19 protein-coding genes are annotated in these 22,679 nt (G+C 52.7%); 5 read left to right on the forward strand and 14 right to left on the reverse strand.

Annotation, left to right across the window (positions count from 1 at the left end):
* Nucleotides 1-32: 32 nt before the first annotated feature.
* The 3 genes from J4645_RS05625 to blr form a co-directional block, all read right to left on the reverse strand.
* The gene (locus J4645_RS05625; RefSeq protein WP_000214061.1) at nucleotides 33-473 is read right to left on the reverse strand and encodes a DUF2569 domain-containing protein; all 441 of its coding nucleotides are present in this window, start codon (nucleotides 471-473) and stop codon (nucleotides 33-35) included.
* Between the two features lie 88 nt (nucleotides 474-561).
* The gene (gene ydgT, locus J4645_RS05630; RefSeq protein ID WP_000217946.1) at nucleotides 562-777 is read right to left on the reverse strand and encodes a transcription modulator YdgT; all 216 of its coding nucleotides are present in this window, start codon (nucleotides 775-777) and stop codon (nucleotides 562-564) included.
* A 298-nt stretch (nucleotides 778-1,075) separates the two neighbouring features.
* On the reverse strand, nucleotides 1,076-1,201 hold the full coding sequence (blr, locus tag J4645_RS05635; RefSeq protein WP_031607655.1) for a division septum protein Blr: 126 nt from the start codon (nucleotides 1,199-1,201) through the stop codon (nucleotides 1,076-1,078).
* 207 nt (nucleotides 1,202-1,408) lie between these two features.
* Between blr and J4645_RS05640 the strand changes: the two genes are divergently transcribed.
* Nucleotides 1,409-2,449, forward strand: a complete 1,041-nt coding sequence (locus J4645_RS05640; protein WP_000998241.1) for an oxidoreductase — start codon at nucleotides 1,409-1,411, stop codon at nucleotides 2,447-2,449.
* Nucleotides 2,450-2,523: 74 nt separating this feature from the next.
* On the opposite strand, the gene add is transcribed toward J4645_RS05640, so the two are convergent.
* From add to malX, 3 genes are all read right to left on the reverse strand, one after another.
* Nucleotides 2,524-3,525 (reverse strand): adenosine deaminase, encoded by a 1,002-nt coding sequence (gene add, locus J4645_RS05645; RefSeq protein WP_000565564.1) that lies wholly within the window; start codon nucleotides 3,523-3,525, stop codon nucleotides 2,524-2,526.
* Nucleotides 3,526-3,738: 213 nt separating this feature from the next.
* Entirely contained in the window at nucleotides 3,739-4,911 is a 1,173-nt protein-coding gene (locus J4645_RS05650; protein WP_023214843.1) for a MalY/PatB family protein, read from the reverse strand.
* Between the two features lie 9 nt (nucleotides 4,912-4,920).
* Entirely contained in the window at nucleotides 4,921-6,513 is a 1,593-nt protein-coding gene (malX, locus tag J4645_RS05655; protein WP_000208903.1) for a maltose/glucose-specific PTS transporter subunit IIBC, read from the reverse strand.
* Nucleotides 6,514-6,685: 172 nt separating this feature from the next.
* Between malX and J4645_RS05660 the strand changes: the two genes are divergently transcribed.
* A complete protein-coding gene (locus tag J4645_RS05660) occupies nucleotides 6,686-7,714 on the forward strand; it encodes a Mal regulon transcriptional regulator MalI (protein ID WP_000951918.1) in 1,029 nt (342 codons plus the stop codon).
* A gap of 57 nt (nucleotides 7,715-7,771) precedes the next feature.
* Here J4645_RS05660 and J4645_RS05665 read toward each other — a convergent pair whose 3' ends face one another.
* Both J4645_RS05665 and manA read right to left on the reverse strand, forming a co-directional pair.
* Nucleotides 7,772-9,280: a YdgA family protein gene (locus J4645_RS05665; RefSeq protein ID WP_000753341.1), complete on the reverse strand. Its 1,509-nt coding sequence runs from the start codon at nucleotides 9,278-9,280 to the stop codon at nucleotides 7,772-7,774.
* Nucleotides 9,281-9,382: 102 nt separating this feature from the next.
* Complete coding sequence (gene manA / locus J4645_RS05670; protein ID WP_001170625.1) at nucleotides 9,383-10,558, reverse strand: mannose-6-phosphate isomerase; 1,176 nt, start codon at nucleotides 10,556-10,558, stop codon at nucleotides 9,383-9,385.
* Between the two features lie 199 nt (nucleotides 10,559-10,757).
* On the opposite strand from manA, the gene fumB reads away from it, so the two are divergent.
* Both fumB and fumC read left to right on the forward strand, forming a co-directional pair.
* Nucleotides 10,758-12,404, forward strand: a complete 1,647-nt coding sequence (gene fumB / locus J4645_RS05675) for a class I fumarate hydratase (RefSeq protein WP_000066609.1) — start codon at nucleotides 10,758-10,760, stop codon at nucleotides 12,402-12,404.
* A gap of 167 nt (nucleotides 12,405-12,571) precedes the next feature.
* Complete coding sequence (fumC, locus tag J4645_RS05680) at nucleotides 12,572-13,975, forward strand: class II fumarate hydratase (RefSeq protein WP_000259117.1); 1,404 nt, start codon at nucleotides 12,572-12,574, stop codon at nucleotides 13,973-13,975.
* Here fumC and tus read toward each other — a convergent pair.
* From tus to rstA, 5 genes are all read right to left on the reverse strand, one after another.
* Complete coding sequence (tus, locus tag J4645_RS05685; protein WP_023215613.1) at nucleotides 13,972-14,901, reverse strand: DNA replication terminus site-binding protein; 930 nt, start codon at nucleotides 14,899-14,901, stop codon at nucleotides 13,972-13,974. The two genes, fumC and tus, sit on opposite strands and share 4 nt — an antisense overlap.
* 75 nt (nucleotides 14,902-14,976) lie before the next feature.
* Nucleotides 14,977-16,278 carry a two-component system sensor histidine kinase RstB gene (rstB, locus tag J4645_RS05690; RefSeq protein WP_000732940.1) on the reverse strand — a complete coding sequence of 434 codons (1,302 nt, stop codon included), beginning with the start codon at nucleotides 16,276-16,278 and terminating at the stop codon, nucleotides 14,977-14,979.
* Between the two features lie 110 nt (nucleotides 16,279-16,388).
* Nucleotides 16,389-18,095 carry an amidohydrolase gene (locus tag J4645_RS05695; RefSeq protein ID WP_072206320.1) on the reverse strand — a complete coding sequence of 569 codons (1,707 nt, stop codon included), beginning with the start codon at nucleotides 18,093-18,095 and terminating at the stop codon, nucleotides 16,389-16,391.
* 152 nt (nucleotides 18,096-18,247) lie between these two features.
* Complete coding sequence (ompC, locus tag J4645_RS05700; protein ID WP_000824337.1) at nucleotides 18,248-19,390, reverse strand: porin OmpC; 1,143 nt, start codon at nucleotides 19,388-19,390, stop codon at nucleotides 18,248-18,250.
* 478 nt (nucleotides 19,391-19,868) lie between these two features.
* Nucleotides 19,869-20,600 carry a two-component system response regulator RstA gene (gene rstA / locus J4645_RS05705; protein ID WP_001080048.1) on the reverse strand — a complete coding sequence of 244 codons (732 nt, stop codon included), beginning with the start codon at nucleotides 20,598-20,600 and terminating at the stop codon, nucleotides 19,869-19,871.
* 126 nt (nucleotides 20,601-20,726) lie between these two features.
* Here rstA and J4645_RS05710 point away from each other — a divergent pair, with 126 nt between their 5' ends.
* Nucleotides 20,727-21,062: a GlpM family protein gene (locus J4645_RS05710; RefSeq protein ID WP_000524877.1), complete on the forward strand. Its 336-nt coding sequence runs from the start codon at nucleotides 20,727-20,729 to the stop codon at nucleotides 21,060-21,062.
* Between the two features lie 61 nt (nucleotides 21,063-21,123).
* Here J4645_RS05710 and J4645_RS05715 read toward each other — a convergent pair whose 3' ends face one another.
* The gene (locus tag J4645_RS05715) at nucleotides 21,124-22,506 is read right to left on the reverse strand and encodes an amino acid permease (RefSeq protein ID WP_000412353.1); all 1,383 of its coding nucleotides are present in this window, start codon (nucleotides 22,504-22,506) and stop codon (nucleotides 21,124-21,126) included.
* Nucleotides 22,507-22,679 lie beyond the last annotated feature (173 nt).

Here is a 22,679-nt window from a genome sequence, read left to right on the forward strand (position 1 = left end):
CCACAGGCGACAACAGGTTAACTGTAGGGTTATTACGGATTAACAAACGTTGTTTTAACGCGCGCTGAACGTTTGAGATAAGGCACAATGAGCGCCGTCGCCAACAGTGGGAAGAGTAACTGACGCACGGCAAAGGCATCTGAGACGGGCGAAAAGGCAAATGCTTTAACCGCCAGTAACACCGACACCAGCAGCCAGATAATGTAATGCTTCGGCACGCAGCGTCTGCGCTTGAAGAATGCGATCGTCAACCACAGGGTATAGTACCACATGGCGATAGCGGTAATAAATGAAATGCCCCATAGCAGTAAATTACCGGTTTCCTGTCCGCTAAGCGTCTTGAACGTTTGCGGTGTGGCAAGCGCCATAACGTAGAGTAATAACGCCAGCGAGGCGCTCAACAACGCGACTAACAGCCAGGCTAACGGGCCAAGAAGCCAGCCTCCAATTCGTTGTGGCGGTGTTGTAGTCATATCTTCTCCGGGGTTACGCGCGTTAACGGTCATGCCGCTCATTTTGGGGCAAATATTATAAGGTTTTTGATGTTAAACGCTACTTTCTTTATTGCACATAGCGCCAGACGGATTGCGGAACCTGACCTACATCAAACAGGCGTCCTCCGGAAACCAGTTCGGCACGGCGGTGATCTGCAGCGCGATACATATTAACAATATCCATGTCATCAGTAAGGGTATAGTTAAGGTGGTCGAACAGTTTTTCCAGACTTTCGAGCGAACTAATTTTGCGGAATTTTAATAGATAATCCTGAACAGTCATATAAAGTTGATCCATATTAAATATAATGCCAACGGAGTAGTCACTGATAAAAAATAAACAAAACCGCACCAGTGAGAGGTCAGGGGTGCAGGTAAAAAGGGAATATTCTTACCGGTAAAGAGTCAGGCGCCACATGGCGCCTGGGGCGAAAGGTTAACGCGCTTTCCTACAACAGGCAATAAACGTCAGACCAGATAGGACATATTTCGTTTTTTTTTGCCGGTTTTTGACTTTTCTTTGCACCCCCCGGGGCGCCGCTTACCGTACCACGCGAAAATGCCTTTACATTATCTGACGCTTACTTCTTCTGAACGGAAGCCGTGGGCTCTGGTGGTTGGTAATTGTCAAGATGGTTGGCAATACCTAAAAGAATGACTGAGATAACGAGAACTATCCACCCAGTTAATTCAATAAGACGATTCATTATTGACGACATTTGCTTTGATTTATCCATAAACACAGGGGGTAAATGTTACTTTCCTGGCGAACGGTCGGCAAGAGGGAGGGAAACGTTTTTAGCCTCTGTTCTGTAACAAGTTAATCATTTGATGCTACGTTGATGGTCAGGACGCTATTGCGGCTAATCGCACGATGGTGTGGAATAGCGATATCTAAAACCGGAGGCAGTGAGATGAATGACAAAATCCGCGTTGGGTTAATCGGTTATGGCTACGCCAGTAAAACCTTTCATGCGCCCTTAATTATGGGAACGCCAGGGCTAGAGCTTGCGGCGGTATCCAGCAGCGATGAAACAAAAGTGAAAGCAGACTGGCCGGCGGTTTCCGTGGTCTCTGAGCCCCGACATTTATTTAACGATCCGCATATCGACCTGATCGTGATCCCGACGCCCAACGATACCCATTTCCCGCTGGCGAAAGCTGCGCTGGAAGCCGGTAAGCATGTGGTGGTTGATAAACCCTTTACCGTGACACTGTCACAGGCGCGAGAATTGGATGCGCTTGCGCGGAGCACTGGTCGGGTACTTTCCGTCTTCCACAACCGACGCTGGGACAGCGATTTTTTGACGCTGAAGGCCTTGCTGGCGGATGGCGTGCTCGGCGAGGTGTCCTTGTTTGAATCCCACTTTGATCGCTTCCGTCCCCAGGTGCGCGACCGCTGGCGCGAGCAAGGCGGGCCAGGAAGTGGTATCTGGTACGATCTGGCGCCGCACTTGTTGGATCAGGCCATTCAACTTTTTGGCCTGCCGGTCAGCATGACGGTGGATTTAGCGCAGCTGCGTCCGGGTGCGCAATCTACAGATTATTTCCACGCGATTTTATCCTACCCCCAGCGCCGCGTGATTTTGCACGGTACGATGCTGGCCGCGGCGGAATCCGCGCGATACATCGTTCATGGTTCGCGCGGTAGCTATGTAAAATATGGCCTCGATCCCCAGGAAGAACGGTTAAAAAACGGCGAGCGTTTACCGCAGGAAGACTGGGGATATGACATGCGTGACGGCGTATTGACCCTGGTTGAGGGAGAGAAGCGCAAAGAAGAGAACTGGCTTACGTTGCCGGGTAACTATCCGGCATATTATGCCGCCATCCGCGATGCGTTAAACGGTAATGGTGAAAATCCCGTGCCGGCAAGCCAGGCGATTCAAATTATGGAGTTGATTGAACTGGGCATGGAATCGGCAAAACATCGCGCGACGCTGTGTCTTGCCTGAGATGTCGCATTTCTCCGCCTGGGATAGCATTAAACCGCAGGCGGAGAGAGGGCGTTAGCATCAATAAAGCAATTTTACGCCGCGGCCACTTTTTCGCGCAGCGCACGTTTTTCGTCATCGCTCAGAAAGGCGATTTCCAGACCGTTAATCTGCGCCTGGCGAATCTGTTCGCGGCTCAATCCTGCCGCTGGCGCGGCGACGTGATATTCATGGATAATATCTACGCCCTGAACAGCCGGATCGTCCGTATTAAGACTGGCGAGAACGCCATGTTCAAGGAAGGTTTTGAGCGGATGATCTGCCAGCGATGCGACGGTACTGGTCTGAATATTCGAGGTCAGACAGGATTCAATACCGATACGCTGCTGTGCAAGAAAATCCATTAACGCGCGATCTTCGACAGCTTTTACGCCATGTCCGATACGTTCGGCCCCCAGTTCGCGAATCGCCTGCCAGATACTTTCCGGCCCTGCGGCTTCGCCAGCGTGAACGGTAATATGCCAGCCCGCATCGCGCGCCCGATTAAAGTGCGACAAAAACAGACTGCCGGGAAAGCCCAGCTCATCACCGGCTAAATCCAGCGCGGTGATTTTCTCTCTGTGCGCCAACAGCGCATCAAGCTCCTGTAAACATGCCGCCTCGCCGAAGGTACGGCTCATAATGCCAATGAGTCGCGCCTCGACGCCAAACGTGTTACAGCCGTCGCGTACTCCGTCGATAACGGCTTCAACCACGCCTGCGATCGGTAACTGATGCGCCATCGCCATATAGCCGGGCGAAAAGCGAAGCTCGACGTAATGCAGGCCGTTACGTGCGGCATCTTCAATATTTTCAAAGGCCACACGGCGGCAGGCGTCAAGCGATGCCAGGACTTTTACCCCCCAATCGAGCTTCGTGAGAAAGCTTACTAAATCGGGTTCGGTTGAGGTGACCTGGACATGCGGAATCAGCGTTTCCAGCGTTTGGGCGGGAAGGGCGATGTTGAACTGCCGACCAAGATCCAGAATTGTTTGGGCGCGAATGTTGCCATCAAGGTGGCGGTGGATGTCAGTCAAAGGAAGCGTAATATCAATCATGGGCGCACTCAATTTTTAATAAAAGTGCGCACCATTATACTACAGATTGATAATGCTCTGGAAATTTTGCAAAAACGGAGCCATTACGTTGCAACTTCGCGAGAGCGCGGGAGAAATTTTGTATCATTCTCTTTAACGCGCCCCGGTTAGCTCACGGGGGGCTCTGTTATCGCATCTTAGGATAAAGGGTCAACACCCCGCTTGTAGACGGTATCAGCGAACGGTGCGGATAGCGTTAATCAATCCGTTGACGCCTTTTTCAAGTTTCAGGCGAGGGCATCCGGCATTCAGACGCACAAATCCCCGGCCTTCTGTGCCATAGGTATCGCCGGGCATAATGGCGACTTTCTCCTGATGAATGAGCGTGTGCTGTAATTTTTGATCGTCAATGCCGAGTGGACGGAGATCAATCCAGGCCAGATAGGTCGATGGCGGCGCTTGCCAGTTCAACGTCGGAAAGGCGCCATTCAGCGCCTGCTCAATATAGCGCATATTAGCCGCCAGCGAGGCGCGTAACGCATCCAGCCACGGCGCGCCGTGCTGATACGCGGCAATATGCGCCGTGAGTGAGAGCACCGCTGGCGAAGAGAGGCCGTCGCGCCCTTTTAAGGCGGCCAGGTAGCGTTCACGGCTTTCACTATTTTCAATGATTCCATAAGCGCCGGTTAATGCCGGAATGTTGAAGCTTTTCGAGCCGGAGGAGAGCAGCGCCCAGTCTCCGCGCGCGACATTGCTCCAGGGAATATGCGGCTGGTTTCCCCATACCATATCCATGTGAATTTCATCGGAAATCACCCGTACGCCATGGCGCTCGCACAGCGTTGACATCGTTTCCAGCTCGTCACGCGTCCACACTTTACCGGTGGGATTTTGCGGACTGCACAGCAGCAGGATTTTGCTTTCCGGACGCGCCAGCGCCGCCTCCAGTTTGGCCATATCGCAATACCAGGCGTTGCCTTCTTTCTCCAGCGGGACGGGAGTGACGATGCGATGGTTGCCTTCAATCGCTTTATAAAAAGCATCGTAAGCGGGGGTATGAACTACCACGCCATCGCCTTCGTCGGACCACTGGCGGATAAGCTCGGACGCCATATAGATAACGGAGGGGCCGTATACGAGGGAGTGGGCATCTATCGTGGTCTGATGGCGTGTCGCAAACCAGTGGGTAATTGCCCCTAAAAACGCCTCATTTTTCCAGCGGCTATAGCCCAGCACACCGTGGGAAAGGCGCTGGTTTAGCGCCTCCAGGATACACGGCGCGGTGGCAAAATCCATATCCGAGATCGTAAAGGGGAGCAGATCGGCTTCGCCAAAACGATCGGCGACATAATCCCACTGCGTACACCATGTCCCGCGACGGTCAACTTCCTGTGAAAAATCGAACATATCTCTTCCTTATGCCTGAACGGTATTCATCAGACCAACCATTTCATCTTTTACCGACTGAACCTGCGGGCCGATAACCACCTGCAAATTATGCTGATTGAGCTGTACGACGCCTATCGCACGATTGTCCTTCAATGCCTGGACATCGACAAGCGACATATCTTTCACGGACAGACGTAGGCGGGTGATGCAGTTGTCCAGACTCACGATGTTTTCCGTGCCGCCTAATGCCGCCAGGATAGCAGGCACGTTGTAGCCGGATTTTCCTGGCGCGCCAGCGATCGCTTTTTCAATGCTGGTGGCGATCTCCGCTTCGCGCCCCGGTGTTTTGAGGTTAAAGCGTGTAATGGCGAAGCGGAAAATGAGGTAGTAAACCGCAAACCAAATCGCCGCCACTACCGGTACCAGATACCATTTTGTTGACAGACCATGCAGGATGCCAAACACCACAAAGTCAATAATATTGCCATCCGTATTGCCGATAGTGACGCCGAGAATAGCCATGATGGTAAAGCCCAGCCCGGTCAGCAGAGCATGAATAACGTACAGCACCGGCGCTACGAACAGGAACAGGAATTCCAGCGGCTCCGTTGTACCGCCGACAACGCAGGCGATTAAACCGGAAATCAATAATCCTTTAATTTTAGGGCGGTTTTCTGGACGGGCACAGTGGTACATTGCCAGCGCGGCGCCCGGCAACCCACCGAGAAACGCTGGCATTTTGCCTTGCGATAAGAAGCGAGTGGCGCTTTCAGAGAAGCCGTGCGTCGTTGGGCAACTGAGTTGGGCCTGGAAAATAGTCAATGCGCCGCTCACGGTATGCCCGCATACCTCTTGCGTACCGCCCGCCTCGGTGAAGCGAATCAGCGCTACCAGAATATGGTGCAGACCAAAAGGCAACAGCAGGCGCTCGCCGGTGCCGAAAATCATCGGTCCAAAGTCGCCGGCGCTATTGATGATATGACCCAGTCCACTAATTCCCATCGCAAAAACCGGCCAGACGAGCGGGATAACCAGGCCGACGAGCCCCATCACAACGGCGGAAACGATAGGTACAAAACGCGTACCGCCGAAAAAAGCCAGCGCATCCGGCAAACGAATGGTATGAAACCGTTCATGCAGCATCCAGACAATAATACCAGCGATAACGGCGCCGAGGATGCCGGTATCGATAGAGGGGATGCCCAGAATATTTTGTACGTTATTGGCTTTCAGCACCGCCGCATCGGTGGTCGGCAGAATGCCTTTTGCCGTGAGCCAGAAGTTGACTGCAAGGTTCATGACCGCATAACCGACAAACCCGGCAAACGCGGCGACGCCTTTGTTTTCCCGCGCCAGACCGAGCGGAATCGCGATACAAAACATCACCGGCAGGAAGCTAAAGGCAAAAGAACCTACTTTACTCATCCAGGTGAAGATAGCCTGTAGCAAGGGATTACCCAGCACGGGGAGCAGGGTGATAACGTCGTGGCTACTGAGCGAGCTGCCGATACCGAGCATAATGCCGCAGAACGAGAGCAAGGCGACGGGCAACATAAACGTTTTGCCCAGTTGCTGGAAAAATTCCCATAGCGTTATTTTTGGCGTGGTTTTCGTCGTCATCTAACGACTCCTTGTTAATAAAGGCCGGTGTCAGGTTATGATGGCGAAAAGATAAAACGTTTTATCAAATTTTAGTGCGGCATTAATCACATTACTGACCGATAATAACGCGTATAAAGATAACGAATAGGTAAAACGTTTTATCTGTCAGGTTCTGGAGCGATTTGTTGACATGGCTATCGCCAAAAAAATCACTATCCACGATGTTGCGCTGGCGGCTGGCGTGTCGGTGAGCACCGTTTCCTTAGTGCTGAGCGGCAAGGGGCGAATATCGGCCGCGACCGGCGAGCGCGTGAACGCGGCAATTGAACAACTGGGTTTTGTGCGTAACCGCCAGGCGTCCGCGCTGCGTGGCGGGCAAAGCGGCGTTATCGGTTTGATCGTGCGTGATTTATCGGCACCCTTTTATGCCGAATTGACCGCCGGGTTAACGGAAGCGCTGGAAGCGCAAGGCCGTATGGTTTTTCTCCTGCACGGGGGGAAAGATGGCGAACAGCTAAATCAGCGTTTTACCATGTTGCTCAATCAGGGTGTGGATGGCATGGTGATCGCCGGTGCGGCGGGCAGTAGCGAAGCGCTGAGAGCGCAGGCCGACGCACAAGGAATTCCGGTCGTGTTTGCGTCACGCGCCAGCTATCTTGATGATGCCGATACCGTTCGGCCTGACAACATGCAGGCGGCGCAGCTCCTGACGGAGTACCTTATTCGTCAGGGCCATCAGCGCATCGCCTGGCTGGGTGGACAAAGCGCATCTTTAACCCGCGCGGAGCGCGTGGGCGGCTATTGCGCGACGTTGTTAAAATACGGTCTACCGTTTCACAGCGAGTGGGTCGTGGAATGCGCTTCCAGTCAGAAGCAGGCAGCAGAAAGCATTACCGCGCTGTTGCGATACAATCCGACCATTAGCGCTGTCGTTTGTTACAACGAAACCATTGCGATGGGGGCGTGGTTTGGCCTGCTGAGAGCCGGACGACAGAGTGGCGAGAGCGGTGTCGATCGTTATTTCGAGCAGCAGGTGTCGCTGGCGGCGTTTGCTGATGTGGCGGAGAACGCCCTCGACGACCTGCCGATTATCTGGGCCAGTACGCCGGCGCGAGAAATAGGCTATACCCTGGCCGAACGAATATTGCAGCGTATTGCTCACGACGAGCACCATGTGCGGAGTCAAACGATAGCCGCTCGCCTGGTAACGCAAAAGTAGAGGCTGCGCGTCGTTCGGCGCAGACCGGGTGCAGCGTCGCGGCACCCGGCAAGGCGATTACTGTTGAGGCAGCGCCGGAACGTCCGGAACGGAAAGCGCCGGCATCCCAAACAGGCCGACAAAGTCTTCCAACGGCATTTTTTGTCCGTTGAGCGTGATCTGGCCATTGGCGTACTGCAAACTGGAGGCGATAGTATTATCCTTCAGCGTTGTCAGTCGGAACATCTGACCCATTGCGGACAGCCCCTGCACCTGCTGTTTTGCCAGTTTTTCCGCATCATCCTGCTGATAGCCTTCCAGTTTTGCTATCTGCGTCATAAATTCGACCGCCATGTCCATCGGAATTGCCAGTTTCGCATCCAGCGATTTCACGGAGCGGTCGACTTCCTGCGCCAGCGTTTGCGGTTGTGCCGTTGTGGTTGCCGGATCTTTGAGGAACAGCGACAGATTCAGCGTGGTTTCCCCTTTGGCGTTTTTCCAGCTAAGCGGCGCCAGGGTCAGTACCGGATCGCCTTTTAACAGCACGGGGAGAGCGCTAAAGAACGCTTCAGTGACTTTTTGCTGATAAAGCTCAGGATTCTGCGCCACGTCCGGCTGATTCAACAGCGCCTGCGTTTGCGCATGATATTGCTGACTAAACTGGTGCCAGGCTTCGCCGTCGATTTGACCGACTTTCAGCGTTAATTTACCGCTGCCCAAATCCTGATTCTGCACTTTCAGGCTGTTAAGCGAGTAATCCAACTGGCTGTTAATGGTTTTTCCGTCGTTGACGAGATCGGACTTGCCGGCAATTTCCATCCCTTCCAGCACCGCCATCTCTTTACCCTCAATGGCGATGGACAGTTTATCCAGCGTTAACTTTTGGTCGCCTACACGCTCGCCAAAGCTTGCCAGCTTACTGGTACCGTCTGTTTTCAAATTATTAAAGGTGAGTTGGACCTTCTGATTATATTCGTTAACGGCATCGACCAGGCCGCTCTGCGCTTCGCCCGACAGCGAAACCACATTACCGTCTTTATCGGCGTTAAGCTGGAACTCGCCGCCGCTAAAGGCGACCTTTTCACCGGCATTCTCGTAGTTTAACGGCTTGAGAGAGATATCGGAGCGGGTATCGCCGCCATAACCAATGCGGGTATTGATAACAAAGGGCGTGTCGCCTTTCGCGATATCAAAGAGGGGTTTTGCCGCATCGTTATTCACCAGGGTGGTTTTTACCGACGCCATAGAAGGGATCAGATTGAGCGTTTTGAGCTGGGCGAGCGGGAAGGGACCATGTGAAACGGACTCGTCCAGCACAATGCTTTGCCCGGGTTTCAACCAGGTAGTGTCTGCGCCGGCAACCGGTTTGACAACCAGTTGCAGATGGCTACTGAACACGCCACGCTGGTAGTTTTGATAACTTAATTCGACACCGGCCTCCGGCGCAGTACGCTTGAGCTGTTCATTGGCCTGAGTCACCATTTCTGAAAGATGGTTCTCCAGCTTTTTCCCCGTATACCAGGCGCCGCCTGTCCAGACGATGCCAAGTGCAATTACTACACCTGCAGCTACCAGTGTTTTTTTCATATCAATTGTCCATAAAAATGAAACCAGGCGGATTAAACCGCCTGGAGGAGTTTTACGTCTGTTATAAGCTTAGCAAGAGTTGTTAAAAAATTCAGTACGTTGCTACAGCTTGTTATAAACACGCGCTAAACGGCCTGTGCCGCTGGCGTTAACCGGAGACTCATCCGCGCCGATAAAGGCAGATTCACCCGGCTTCAGTACCAGACGCTGTTCATCTTTACGTAACACCGCCTCACCCTCAACGCAGAACAGAATCGCGGCGCTGTGTTGGCCGATGCTCGTCTCCTGAAGCGCCAGGTCGTGCAGTGAAAAAGCAAAATCGTCAACCGGAATTGGGAAGTCCAGCTCCGCGCCGCTTTTTACCGGGGCAGTCAGCAACTCGCTGGCAGGCTTAGGTTCGAACTTCACGTTCGCGACCAGCTCAGGGATGTCGATATATTTTGGCGTAAGGCCAGCGCGCAGAACGTTATCGGAGTTCGCCATGACTTCCAGCGCAACGCCCTGCAGATAAGCGTGAGGCGTTTCGGCAAACAGGAACATCGCTTCGCCGGGATTCAGTTTGACCACATTCAGCAACAAAGGAGAGAAAAGCCCGCTGTCGTCAGGATAATACTCTGAAATCACGCGGATCGTTTGCCACGGTTCGCCTTGCTGGCTGTTAAGCGCCGCTTTGAGTACGGCTAACGCGCGGGATTTTTCTTCGCCTTGCATATTCAACAGGCTGGCGAAAAGCTGGCTCAGACGTTCAGCGTTTGGCGCCTGCAAAAAGTGGGCGATAGCGGAATGCGCGCCGGCGACAGGTTGCAGTAAAGAGACAATGTCAGAAAATTCGCGGAACGCGTTCATCGCCAGAAAAGGCGTCAGGGCAAAAACCAGCTCTGGTTTATGGTTAGGATCTTTATAGTTCCGCTCTGCGGCATCCATGGGGATACCCGCCGCATTTTCTTTCGCGAAACCGATTTCGGAGTTGCGTTTATTCGGGTGTACCTGAATAGAGAGCGGCTGCGCGGCGCACAGTACTTTAAACAGAAACGGCAGTTCGCCGAAACGGTTGGCTACCGCTTCGCCCAGCATGGCGGTTTTATTCTTTTCGATGGCGTCACGCAGGGAGACGGTTTCGCCGTTGGCGGTGGTGATTCGCGAGCTGCTTTTGGGATGCGCGCCCATCCAGAGTTCAGCCATTGGCTGCTGCTGCGGATTGGCGATGCCATAAAGTTCCGTTAACGCAGTTTTACTTCCCCAGGCATAGTTTTGCACTGAGTTAATGAGTTTTTGCATTATCAAGCCCTGTTTCAATGTGGAGATCAATGGGAGGTATTAAACCAAGAAACCCGCATGAAGTAACCTCCGGGCGTAAAAAGTCGTACTTGTCTCAGTTTTTGTTAAAAAATTGTGTAGGATAGTGTTACTCGCTTTGAGTCGGGCAATGGAACACCTGCCCAGAGAATAACCATACCGAGCGGTAAGTGAGAGCACAATGTCAAACAAACCCTTCTTTTATCAAGACCCTTTTCCCCTCAAAAAGGACGATACCGAGTACTACTTGTTGACCAGCGAACATGTTTCCGTCGCCGAATTTGAAGGACAAGAGATCCTGAAAGTCGCGCCGGAAGCGCTAACGCTGTTGGCGCGTCAGGCCTTCCACGATGCGTCTTTTATGCTACGTCCCGCGCATCAGCAGCAGGTGGCGGATATTCTGCGCGATCCGCAGGCCAGTGAAAACGACAAATATGTCGCGCTGCAATTCCTGCGAAACTCCGATATCGCGGCCAAGGGCGTGTTGCCCACCTGCCAGGATACCGGTACGGCCATTATTGTCGGCAAAAAAGGCCAACGCGTCTGGACTGGCGGAGGTGATGAAGCGGCGCTGGCTCGCGGCGTATATAACACCTATATCGAAGATAACCTGCGCTATTCGCAAAACGCGGCGCTGGATATGTACAAAGAGGTCAATACCGGTACTAACCTGCCGGCGCAGATCGATCTCTACAGCGTCGATGGCGATGAATATAAATTCCTCTGTATCGCTAAAGGCGGCGGATCGGCGAATAAAACCTACCTCTATCAGGAGACAAAAGCGCTTCTGACGCCGGGTAAGCTCAAAAATTATCTCGTTGATAAAATGCGTACGCTGGGTACCGCCGCCTGTCCGCCGTATCACATTGCGTTTGTCATTGGCGGCACCTCGGCGGAAGCGAACCTGAAGACCGTTAAGCTGGCCTCGGCAAAATACTATGATGCGCTACCGACCGAAGGCAATGAACACGGGCAGGCCTTCCGCGATATTGAACTGGAAAAAGAATTGTTGCTTGAGGCGCAAAATCTTGGCTTAGGCGCGCAGTTCGGCGGCAAATATTTCGCTCACGATATTCGTGTCATCCGATTGCCGCGTCACGGGGCATCGTGTCCGGTAGGTATGGGCGTATCCTGCTCCGCAGATCGAAACATTAAAGCGAAGATCAACCGGGAAGGGATCTGGATCGAGAAGCTGGAGCGCAATCCCGGTAAATATATTCCAGAGGCGCTGCGCCAGGCGGGAGAGGGCGAGGCGGTGCGCGTTGATCTTAACCGTCCCATGAGCGAGATACTGCAACAACTGTCGCAGTATCCGGTATCAACGCGCCTGTCGCTGAACGGCACGATTATTGTGGGCCGCGACATCGCGCACGCTAAACTGAAAGAACGGATGGACAGAGGCGAAGGTTTGCCGCAGTACATCAAAGATCATCCTATCTATTATGCGGGGCCGGCAAAAACGCCGGAAGGGTACGCCTCCGGGTCGCTTGGGCCGACTACCGCAGGACGGATGGACTCTTATGTTGATCAGCTCCAGTCGCAGGGCGGCAGTATGATCATGCTGGCGAAAGGCAACCGCAGCCAGCAGGTGACCGATGCCTGTAAGAAACATGGCGGCTTCTACCTGGGCAGTATCGGCGGCCCCGCAGCCGTTCTGGCGCAGGGTAGTATCAAGCGCCTGGAGTGCGTGGAATATCCTGAACTGGGTATGGAGGCTATCTGGAAAATTGAAGTGGAGGATTTTCCGGCCTTCATTCTGGTGGATGATAAAGGCAACGATTTCTTCCAGCAGATTCAGTCATCGCAGTGCGCGCGCTGCGTTAAGTAATGTCGCCGCCCTGCGGGGCGGTAACATGATTCGCTATTTTGCCGGAGAACGGCGCAAGCGCCTTATCCGGTCTACACCGTTGTGTTGTTATCGTTAATACTCATAAGACCGCAAACATGTGAGCAATATCGACACATGATCTCATCAACTTGAGTAAGGAGCAGGTAATGGTAACGGTACGCCGCGAGAAAGATTCAATGGGCGCGATTGAAGTCCCGGCAGATAAACTGTGGGGGGCGCAGACTCAACGTTCGCTGGAGCATTTTCGGATTTCCACGGAGAAAATGCCCGTCTCGCTCATTCACGCTCTGGCGTTGACCAAGCGCGCCGCTGCGAAGGTCAACCAGGACTTAGGGTTGTTGGCGGCGGAAAAAGCCAGCGCGATTATCCAGGCGGCTGATGAAGTGCTGGCGGGAAAACATGCTGATGAGTTTCCGCTGGCGATTTGGCAGACCGGGTCCGGTACGCAAAGCAACATGAATATGAATGAGGTGTTAGCGAACCGCGCCAGTGAAATTTTGGGCGGCGTTCGCGGTATGGAGCGCAAGGTGCATCCCAATGATGACGTCAATAAGAGTCAAAGCTCAAACGATGTGTTCCCAACCGCCATGCACGTGGCGGCGTTACTGGCGTTACGCGAACACCTCATCCCGCAATTATCCGCATTAACGGATACGCTTCGCGATAAATCCCACGCTTTCGCCGATATTGTCAAAATTGGCCGTACTCACCTGCAGGACGCGACGCCGCTCACCTTAGGCCAGGAGATTTCCGGTTGGGTAGCCATGCTGGAACATAACCTCAGGCACATTGAGCACAGTTTACCGCACGTCGCGGAACTGGCGCTCGGCGGAACCGCAGTAGGGACAGGGCTTAATACCCACCCGGAATATGCCCGGCGCGTGGCCGAGGAACTGGCGACGATTACCGCGGCGCCGTTTGTTACCGCCCCGAATAAATTCGAAGCGCTGGCGACCTGTGACGCGTTGGTACAGGCGCATGGCGCATTAAAAGGGCTGGCGGCCTCGCTGATGAAAATCGCCAACGATGTTCGCTGGCTGGCATCCGGCCCGCGCTGCGGCATTGGCGAGATTGCTATCCCTGAGAATGAGCCGGGCAGTTCCATTATGCCTGGTAAAGTGAACCCGACCCAGTGTGAAGCGGTAACGATGCTATGTTGCCAGGTGATGGGTAACGATGTGGCCATCAATATGGGGGGCGCATCGGGCAACTTTGAGCTCAACGTCTATCGTCCGATGGTTATTCATAATTTTCTGCAAACGGTGCGCCTGCTGGCCGATGGCATGGCGAGTTTCAATCAACACTGTGCATCAGGAATCGAGCCAAACCGCGAGCGTATTACGCAGTTGCTGAATGAGTCGCTGATGCTGGTCACTGCGCTGAATACGCACATCGGTTACGATAAAGCGGCGGAGATTGCGAAGAAGGCGCATAAAGAAGGGCTGACGCTCAAAGCCTCAGCCGTGGCATTAGGATATCTTAGCGATGAGGAGTTCGACGCCTGGGTACGTCCGGAATTGATGGTTGGCAGTATGACGCCGGGACGTTAATCCGCCACATACAGGTGCAGTCGCGGAATAATCAGTCGCAGCGGCTGCGCCTGTGGTTTAAAACGGTGCTGAATATTATCGGCGTCATAGTCTTCCAGCCCGCCAATATCCGGCACGCCAGCGCCGTTGTCCGTGTTGATTAATGCGATAATCGGCGTGGGGCAGGCGTGTTGCACCTGTTTCTGCTGGCCTTTATACCAGATGCGGGCGATCGGCTGTACTTTAACCGGACGCTTAATCTTGAGTCGGGCCTGCTGCGGTAAGGCAGCGATATCCTGATATTCCCGTTCCAGCTTGAATTGCCATTGTTCGCGCGTCCACGGCGGGACGCTGCGCGGCGACGCGAGGCTTTTTTTCAACTGGCTCAGAACCTCATCCCGGCTTAAATTTTTAATAATATGTTTATTTGCCCAGCCGAAACGTATGGTGGCGGGGTTATTGATAAGCGTCAGCGTGCGGTAAGCGTTCAGCGTAATTAAGCCGGGTAGATGCCGATGCACCCACTCAAAACGTGCCGCTGAGGGAAGACCGGACTCTACCGTAACCATCTGCTCGAAGGTGGTTTTCAACTGGTTAATGCGCTGTACCTGATTTTCCAGATCTAACTGTATCGCATTATCCACTTGATAGCATAAGACGCCAGGCAGGCGGACGGCGGCTTTACTGCTGCGGTTTTCGGACTGCTGTTGAATAAACAAATGGCGATAGTGATGTAGCGCCAGCGCTTCGGCCTCTTTCCCCAGATATTGCGTTACCTCGATAGTATCCAGCGGCGCATGTTCCGCCTCTTTGGTCACCTGCGGCAGTGAAAAGACACGGGCGATAAGTAGCGAATGCTGCTGTAGATTATCCGTCAGCGCCGCCAGGTGTTGTTCTATCTGGCGAAAAGTGCCATTCAGGCGTTCAACGAGATCGTAGCGGGACATGGTATCATTCACTTTAGTTACAACATACTATCTGTATAGCACAGTTCCCGCCGCTCAACCAGCGTGCAAAATGCGTCAGGCAGCGGTCATGTCGGGCATCGCGTGCCAGACCGGCCAGCGAAAGCTAAATTTTGCGCCGCCCAGTTCGCTCTCGTCACAGACGACGCTACCGCCCATCGCCAGGGCGATAGAGTGTACGATGGCGAGTCCAAGCCCGCAGCCGCCTGTCGCCCGGTCTCTACTGGGGTCGAGTCTGACAAAAGGTTCAAATATGCGCTCACGCGCATCCGCTTCAATGCCGGGGCCATCATCTTCGACTATCAATGTTGCCTGACTGCCGTCGAGTAACAGACTGACCTGAACGGTGGTACGACTGTAGCGCAACGCATTATTCAGCAGGTTATCCAGCACTCGCGACATTAACCGCATATCAAGCGCGCCATAATCGCCGATTACAGATGTGAGAAGGTTTACGGCACGTTCCGGGGTCACGCTCTGCACATCCTGCAAATGCGCGAGCAACCAGGCGGGGAGGTCGGGTTCGGTCAACATCAGTTCATTTTGTGGTCGGTCAAGGCGCGCATAGGTGAGCAGTTCTTCAATCAGCGCTTCCAGTTGACCAATATCGCGATTGAGCGCCTGTGATTCCGGCAGTGTCAGATTTTCACTCATTTCAAGCCGATAGCGTAAACGTACCAGCGGCGTGCGAAGTTCGTGGGCGATACCGTCAATCAGCTGTTTTTTACTGGCGATCAGAGCATTAATATTATCCGCCATCTGGTTGAACGCGACGCCCAGACGTTCGAAACTGGAGCCATTATCGAAGTGCAGGCGTTCAGTCAAATGACCCTCGCCAAAGCGCTGCGCGGCGGATTCGAGCCTGAGCATTTCTTGCCAGTGCGGGCGCATCCAGATAAACACAGGAAAGGCGAGAGAAAAGGCAATGAGCGCCATTAAGGCGATATCCAGCAGTCGCATTTGATGCAGGAAATAGAGATAGGGAACCGGGCCAACCGCCAGGACGTAATGGCTGCGCGGGATACGTTGAATAAAGGTGTATTGATCGTCAAGCGCGACAATATCGCCTTCACGCAGTCGCTGCGTGGTGGCGGCATCAAGCTTATAGTGATTTAACGGTTCAACGCGTAAATCGAAAGAGAGGTTCAGGTCCATCTCTTTTAACGTTTTCCCCCATTCACGCGGCGGGATTTCCCGCAGTTCGCTGCGCATCAGATAGAGCGAACTTTTCATCAGATCGTCGAGCGATTGCCTGCCCGCGCGTTCGGCGGTGAATTTGTACACCAGTCCGACCAATAAGGTCATGACCAGAAAACAGACGAACAGCAAAAGGTAAAACTGCACAAACAGCTTTTTCATCAACGCCCACCGGATCTTAATACATTAGCTCTATCGCGCGCTGACGGAAAAGATTTCCCGTCAGCGCCGCTGGTGGGTTATAAAAGCAGGCTTTGCGTCAACTGACAACCTCATTGTCCGGCGTTAAGGTCCGGACTTTCGTGAACAATGCGTCCATCGACAAGCGTCAAAACAGCGCGAATGGTATCAATTCTGTCTTCCGGCATCGTCATAAATGGCTGATTGAGTACCGCCTGATCGGCCTGTTTTCCGACGCTAAGCTGGCCCCGGTGTTGTTCGGCAAAGGCGAGCCAGGCGGCATGACGTGTATATAACGCTAGCGCTTCCAGACGCGTGAGCCGCTCGCTGGCGGGTTTACGCACGGAACCGCCTGACGCTATACCGGTGATATGATATTCGATAGCGTGCCAGACACCGGCAATGCCAATACGCGTCGAATCGGTGCCGCCAGCTACGACAAGCCCTTTATCCAGCGCCAGTCGAACCGGCGGCGAATTGTCCGTCGCGCCGGGTGGATTGGCGTCACGGATGGCAAGCCCCTCAAAGTAAGGCCCCATTTGCACAGTGTATGCCAGACCCAGCTTACGCATTCGCTCAAGCGTCTGTGGCGAACCGGTATTCAGGTGCGCAATAGACCAGCGGAGAGGGCGCAGATCGTACTGCTGCGCTACCTGCTCAAAAATCGTCAATATCGCGTCGGCGCTGTCATCGGTATAGGCGTGGATCTCAAGCGGTATTCCCCGTTTTGCCGCAAACGTCGCGACCTGGCGAAGCGCGGTTTTGTCCTGCTCTGAGGAAGAAAATCCTGGGGCCATCCGCACGCCGTCATTCATTCCGGCCACCAGGCTTTCCCCCAGGCCAAGAAAAGCCAGTTGCCCGTCATCGGCACGCGCCGGGCGGAAGGCCATCAGGTTGCTGAACCACTGCGCTTCATGACCTTTCGCTTCCGGCTGTACCGGAATGCGATACCCCACGCGCAGCGGTAAATCCCCCTGGTTTCGCATTGCAAATAAAGGCTCATAAGCGGCGGCAGGCCCGGCAGAGGGGTCAATGATGCCGGTCACGCCGCGAGCGTTCATATCAGCGAAAAATTGTCGCAGACCGCTCTCGCGATCGGCGTTACTACTTATGCTGGCAAAAAGCTGGTTAAACGCGGCGATGTCACCAAATAATTTCCCCGTGGCGCTACCTTTTGCGTCGCGCTCTACGCGGATTCCCGCTAAATCAGGAGGAGGGGTGTCGTTAAGGCCAAGTACGTCTATACCGCGCTGATTCACTAACGCATAGTCGTAAAGATACTGAATATAAGCCGGATGATCGGGAAGGGCGTGACTCAGTTCGGCTACCGTCGGCGCCCGGTTTTCTGCAAATTGTGCCGGTATCCACGATCCCACTACGGCTACCCATTGATCGTGGGGACGACGGTTAGCGTCGGCGCGTAATTTATCCAGCGCGTCTTTAAGCGAAGGGCTGTTGTACCAGTAGGTTTCGAATGTCCAGGTTTGTCCGCCGCGAATGGCGTGGATGTGGGTATCGGTCAGGCCGGGTATCACGGTTTTACCCTGTAAATCGATGGTACGGGTATGGTCGCCGCGCCATTCATCTGTCGCCGTATCATCGCCAATCGCCACAATCCGCGAGCCGGAAATCGCCAGCGCGCTGGCCTGCGGCTGGGCATCATTCAGAGTGATGATATTACCGTTATGCAAAATAATATCCGCTGCCGGGCGGGCGGCGGTGGCTGCGCCTGTGGCCGTGAGCAGAAAGAGAAGCGCGGTTCTGGAAAGCAGAGACGGGACGAGACTGATCATTAGCATGTTCCTTTTGTCGGGCGATAAGCAAACCATAGAGAGCGAACAAGAATCGTTCAATCCGTACCCAGGGAACAGTGCGTTCTGTTTTTAGAACGGTGGTGATGAAAAAAGAAAAGCCCGCCGAAACGGCGGGCTTGAGAAGAATTAATGAATAATTAGAACTGGTAAACCATACCCAGCGCGACAACGTCATCGGTATTAATGCCGTTATCTGCATAGAAGTTATCGTCGTCATCCAGCAGGTTGATTTTATAATCAACATAGGTGGAGAAGTTTTTGTTGAAATAGTAGGTAGCACCTACATCAGCATATTTAACCAAATCTTTGTCATCATTTACGCCGTTATTGACAAGGTCTTTACCTTTAGACATCAGGAAGGAAACTGCCGGACGTAAACCGAAATCAAATTGGTACTGCGCAGTAACTTCAAAGTTTTGTGTTTTATTAGCCACACCACCATGAGCATAAGAATCCAAAGAGCCATATGGCGTCATATTCCGGGTTTCAGAATACATAGTGGCTAAATAGATGTTGTTGGCATCATATTTCAAGCCAGCAGTCCATGCATCTGCTTTATCGCCTTTTGCATACTGTTCGCCACGCGAAACCTGATCGTTTGTACGGTCAGATGTTGTGTAAGCAGCACCTGCGCTAAAGCCCATGCCAAAATCGTAAGTGGTAGAAATACCAAAACCATCTCCGTTTTCTCTACGGAAATCGTCATCATCAGTACGGTTATTTGTACCTTCATTACCGTTACCGCTATTTTCATTATTGCCCTGGTATTGTAGAGCAAAACTCAGACCGTCTACCAGACCGAAGAAATCAGTGTTACGGTAGGTGGCCACGCCGTTAGCACGACCGGTCATGTAGTTGTCTGCGTAAGTATAGGAGTCGCCGCCGAACTCAGGCAGCATATCGGTCCAGCCTTCCACGTCGTACAGGACGCCGTAGTTACGACCATAGTCGAATGAGCCGTAGTCGCCGAATTTCAGGCCGGCGAATGCCAGACGAGTCCAGGAATTAGCGCCTTCGCCTTCGGTAGTGTTAGCCTGAACGTTATATTCCCACTGGCCGTAACCGGTCAGTTGGTCGTTAATCTGCGTTTCGCCTTTAAAACCGAAACGAACATAGGTTTGGTCGCCGTCAGAGCCACTATTGTCAGAGAAATAGTGCAGGCCGTCTACTTTCCCGTAAAGGTCCAGCTTATTGCCGTCTTTGTTATAGACTTCAGCGGCGTGTGCCGCGCCAGCAGCCAGCAGAGCCGGGATGACAAGTGCCAATACTTTTCTTTTCATTTTTTTATCCTTAAAAACTTAACTTATTTGCAAAAGATTGAACTTCTACAGATTCGTTGAATCAAAGGCATCCTAATCTGAATAATATTATTTCAGCAAATGCTAACTTTTCTTATATGTTATTAATTAATACAAAAGTTACTATCGGAAACGCATATATTTATGGTGAATATATTTGTTATTATATATTCATGATTATGATTTGTTTGATTTCACAATTTGCGAAAAAAGACGGCAATATAGCGCCGGTCAGACATTCTGTTATCAATTTTGTGAACTGGCTTCGAGTTTTTTTAATTTAATTTTCTTGGGCGAAAAAGACGTAATGAAGAACCGCAACGCAGAGAAAACGGTAATAAAGGGGCCGTTTCGACTAATAAAAATAGCATTCATGTATACAATGTCTGTTTTTTGAACAGTGGCGGTGATGAGCATCGCCACTGTGATTTGATAAAGGCAGGTAAAATCTGCAGCTAACTTATCCCGTCGTTTCGTCCCAGGCATGAGGGGCAAAAAGATAGCCTTTATTGCGAATGGTCTTTATACGATAGGGCTCAGCAGCGCTATCCAGCAGTTTCTTACGCAGGCGGGAAATCGCCACATCCACGCTGCGATCCAGACCATCATAATTGACGCCGCGCAGCGTTTTTAGCAACGCGTCGCGATCCATAATTTGTCCGGCGTGTGTCGCCAGTTCCCAGAGCAATTCAAAATCGGCGGTGGAGAGCGATATGAAATCGCCGTTGAGCTGGACCGCCCGGTTAAGGGGATCGATGGTTAACGCGCCAAAACGCAGCGCTTTATGCGGCGTAAGCGCGCTCTCCTGAAGACTTTTTGCCTGTTGCGTTTGTTCGCTTTGCCGCAGGTGTAAGCGCAGACGCGCCAGCAAAACGGCCGGAGGCGTGGTTTTGAGGATGTAGTCGCAGGCGCCCATCTCCAGCGCCAGAATATGATTCATATCACTGTCCAGCGAGGTGAGCAGGACAATCGGGCCTTGCCAGCGGTGGCGTAAATCGCGGCATATCGTCATGCCATCTTTACCTGGAAGCATAATATCCAGTAAAACCAGATCGGGCTGAGTGGTGAGGATAAGATCCTCCGCCCGGTCACCACGCGGCTCAACAATGACATCAATATCATGTTTCGCCAGATAAGCGGCAATGAGAGAACCCACTTCAGCGTCGTCTTCAACAAATACAATGCGGTTCATATTATAAATGGAGAATAGAAAACGCCAACATACACCGCCTCTGTTTTCCCTTCCATAAATCTTTTCTAAACGAGAGCGGTTCCGTTATGCTACACGCTGTTGTTATTAGCGTGTTAAGGCAAGGTAATGGGACTCGTGATTAAAGCTGCCTTGGGGGCGCTGGTCGTCGTATTGATTGGTCTGCTGTCAAAAACGAAAAATTATTATATCGCCGGATTAATTCCTCTGTTTCCAACGTTTGCGCTTATCGCGCACTATATCGTGGCCAGCGAGCGGGGCATCGACGCGATGCGTACCACCATCGTCTTTAGCATGTGGTCGATCATTCCTTATTTCATTTATCTTGCAACGCTATGGTATTTCAGCGGCGTGATGCGCCTGCCCGTCGCGCTTGGCGGTGCGGTGGTCTGCTGGGGGCTAAGCGCGTGGCTGCTGATTTTTTGCTGGATTAAATGGCATTAATATTGGCAAAGACCGTGGTTTCCCCATCGTAATACATACGGATATTACGATGGGGAGGTTGTTAACCCACCAGCATCCACGTAGCCGGAACCGCCGCGACCAACAATAAACCAATCAGCACGACTTCCTGACGATTTAATACGTTGTCATGCTTGTGCGTCCGACGCGCATACAGGAAAACCAGTAATCCAGGCGCGTACAGTACGACGGACAGCAGCAGGTGCATGGGACCCGACGCATATAATAACCATAAGCCATAAATACAGGCTCCGATACCGACCGCCCGATGGAGGGGACGCGTTGCAATCTTCAGCAGAAATGCGCCGACCAGAAAGTAGGGCACCAGAATCATTTCTGACGCAATCGTTAATAGCGTGTTGTAGTCTGAACCGGTCAGCCAGATCAGCACCAGACAGATTTGCACACAGATATTGGTGAGCCATAACGACGCAGAAGGCGCGCCTTGCGCATTTTGTCGCGCGAAGATGCCCGGGAAGGATTTATAGGCTGCCGCCAGAAATGGCACCTCCGCCGCCATGATAGTCCAGCTTAGATAAGCCCCGCAGACAGACACAATCAGCCCCGCCGCAATAATAATTTCTCCCCACGGCCCCATCATTTTCACCATCAGACCGGCCATCGACGGGTTACGCATCTCCGCCAGTTCCGGACGCGCAAGAACGCCAAGAGAAAGCAGCGTGACCAGGAGATATATTCCCAGCGCTGCGAGTACCGCCAGTAGCGTGGCGCGGCCTACATCGCGTTTATTTTTCGCTCGGGCCGAGACGACGACGGCGCCTTCAACGCCAATAAACACCCACAGCGTAATAAGCATGGTGTTCTTGACCTGTTCCCATACGGGAATACCGAGCTCAACACCGGTGAAGTCCAGTGTGAAGGTATCCAGTTTGAACATCATGATAGCCAGCACAATAAACGCGCCGAGCGGCAACAGTTTCGCCAGAGTCGCGACCAGATTGATGCTGGCTGCCGTTTGTACGCCGCGCAGGATGAGGAAATGGACAATCCAGAGCAGGACTGAAGCGCCGACAATAGCCTGCCAGGTATTACCGTCGCCAAACAGACGCAGCGCAGGCGTATCGGTAAAGAAACTCAGCGCTGAAAAGACGATAACCAAATAGGATACGTTGGCGATGACCGCGCACAGCCAATAGCCCCAGGCAGAACAAAAGCCAATCAGTTCGCCGAAGCCTTCGCGGGCGTAAGTAAAGATACCGCCGTCAAGCTCGGAGCGAATGCGTGTGAGGATTAACATGGCGAATGCCAGTAAGAGTATCCCCACGCCGGTAATGGCCCAGCCAATTAACAACGCAGCCGGACTGGCAACGGCGGCCATATTCTGGGGCAGACTGAAAACACCTGCGCCAAGCATTGAGCTTAAAACCAGCGCGGTCAGCGCGCTCAGTCCCAGTTTTTTTTCCATTGGTATCCAGCTATAAAAATGAAATTGGAAGAATAATTATTATGGCAAAACGCATAAAAATGGTGAAAGCCACTAAGGCGCGGGATTTTACGGAGAGAAGGGACTGCATGCAACGGCCTGGATAAGATTTATCGCCAAAAAAGCGAAAAGTGAGATTCATCGCGATATTTGAC

This window comes from Salmonella sp. 32082101201600294FB01SM01, assembly GCF_017572865.1.
Lineage (GTDB): Bacteria > Pseudomonadota > Gammaproteobacteria > Enterobacterales > Enterobacteriaceae > Salmonella > Salmonella enterica.

Excerpts from the sequence above, each read along its gene's own strand:
- manA (WP_001170625.1), bottom strand. The coding sequence starts at position 10,558 with ATGCAAAAACTCATTAACTCAGTGCAAAACTATGCCTGGGGAAGTAAA.
- ompC (WP_000824337.1), bottom strand. The coding sequence starts at position 19,390 with ATGAAAAGAAAAGTATTGGCACTTGTCATCCCGGCTCTGCTGGCTGCT.
- J4645_RS05650 (WP_023214843.1), bottom strand. The coding sequence starts at position 4,911 with ATGTTCGATTTTTCACAGGAAGTTGACCGTCGCGGGACATGGTGTACG.
- J4645_RS05640 (WP_000998241.1), top strand. The coding sequence starts at position 1,409 with ATGAATGACAAAATCCGCGTTGGGTTAATCGGTTATGGCTACGCCAGT.
- J4645_RS05665 (WP_000753341.1), bottom strand. The coding sequence starts at position 9,280 with ATGAAAAAAACACTGGTAGCTGCAGGTGTAGTAATTGCACTTGGCATC.
- J4645_RS05625 (WP_000214061.1), bottom strand. The coding sequence starts at position 473 with ATGACTACAACACCGCCACAACGAATTGGAGGCTGGCTTCTTGGCCCG.
- J4645_RS05695 (WP_072206320.1), bottom strand. The coding sequence starts at position 18,095 with ATGCTAATGATCAGTCTCGTCCCGTCTCTGCTTTCCAGAACCGCGCTT.
- rstB (WP_000732940.1), bottom strand. The coding sequence starts at position 16,278 with ATGAAAAAGCTGTTTGTGCAGTTTTACCTTTTGCTGTTCGTCTGTTTT.
- add (WP_000565564.1), bottom strand. The coding sequence starts at position 3,525 with ATGATTGATATTACGCTTCCTTTGACTGACATCCACCGCCACCTTGAT.
- rstA (WP_001080048.1), bottom strand. The coding sequence starts at position 20,600 with ATGAACCGCATTGTATTTGTTGAAGACGACGCTGAAGTGGGTTCTCTC.
- fumC (WP_000259117.1), top strand. The coding sequence starts at position 12,572 with ATGGTAACGGTACGCCGCGAGAAAGATTCAATGGGCGCGATTGAAGTC.
- malX (WP_000208903.1), bottom strand. The coding sequence starts at position 6,513 with ATGACGACGAAAACCACGCCAAAAATAACGCTATGGGAATTTTTCCAG.
- fumB (WP_000066609.1), top strand. The coding sequence starts at position 10,758 with ATGTCAAACAAACCCTTCTTTTATCAAGACCCTTTTCCCCTCAAAAAG.
- J4645_RS05660 (WP_000951918.1), top strand. The coding sequence starts at position 6,686 with ATGGCTATCGCCAAAAAAATCACTATCCACGATGTTGCGCTGGCGGCT.
- J4645_RS05715 (WP_000412353.1), bottom strand. The coding sequence starts at position 22,506 with ATGGAAAAAAAACTGGGACTGAGCGCGCTGACCGCGCTGGTTTTAAGC.
- tus (WP_023215613.1), bottom strand. The coding sequence starts at position 14,901 with ATGTCCCGCTACGATCTCGTTGAACGCCTGAATGGCACTTTTCGCCAG.
- ydgT (WP_000217946.1), bottom strand. The coding sequence starts at position 777 with ATGACTGTTCAGGATTATCTATTAAAATTCCGCAAAATTAGTTCGCTC.
- J4645_RS05710 (WP_000524877.1), top strand. The coding sequence starts at position 20,727 with ATGGGACTCGTGATTAAAGCTGCCTTGGGGGCGCTGGTCGTCGTATTG.
- blr (WP_031607655.1), bottom strand. The coding sequence starts at position 1,201 with ATGAATCGTCTTATTGAATTAACTGGGTGGATAGTTCTCGTTATCTCA.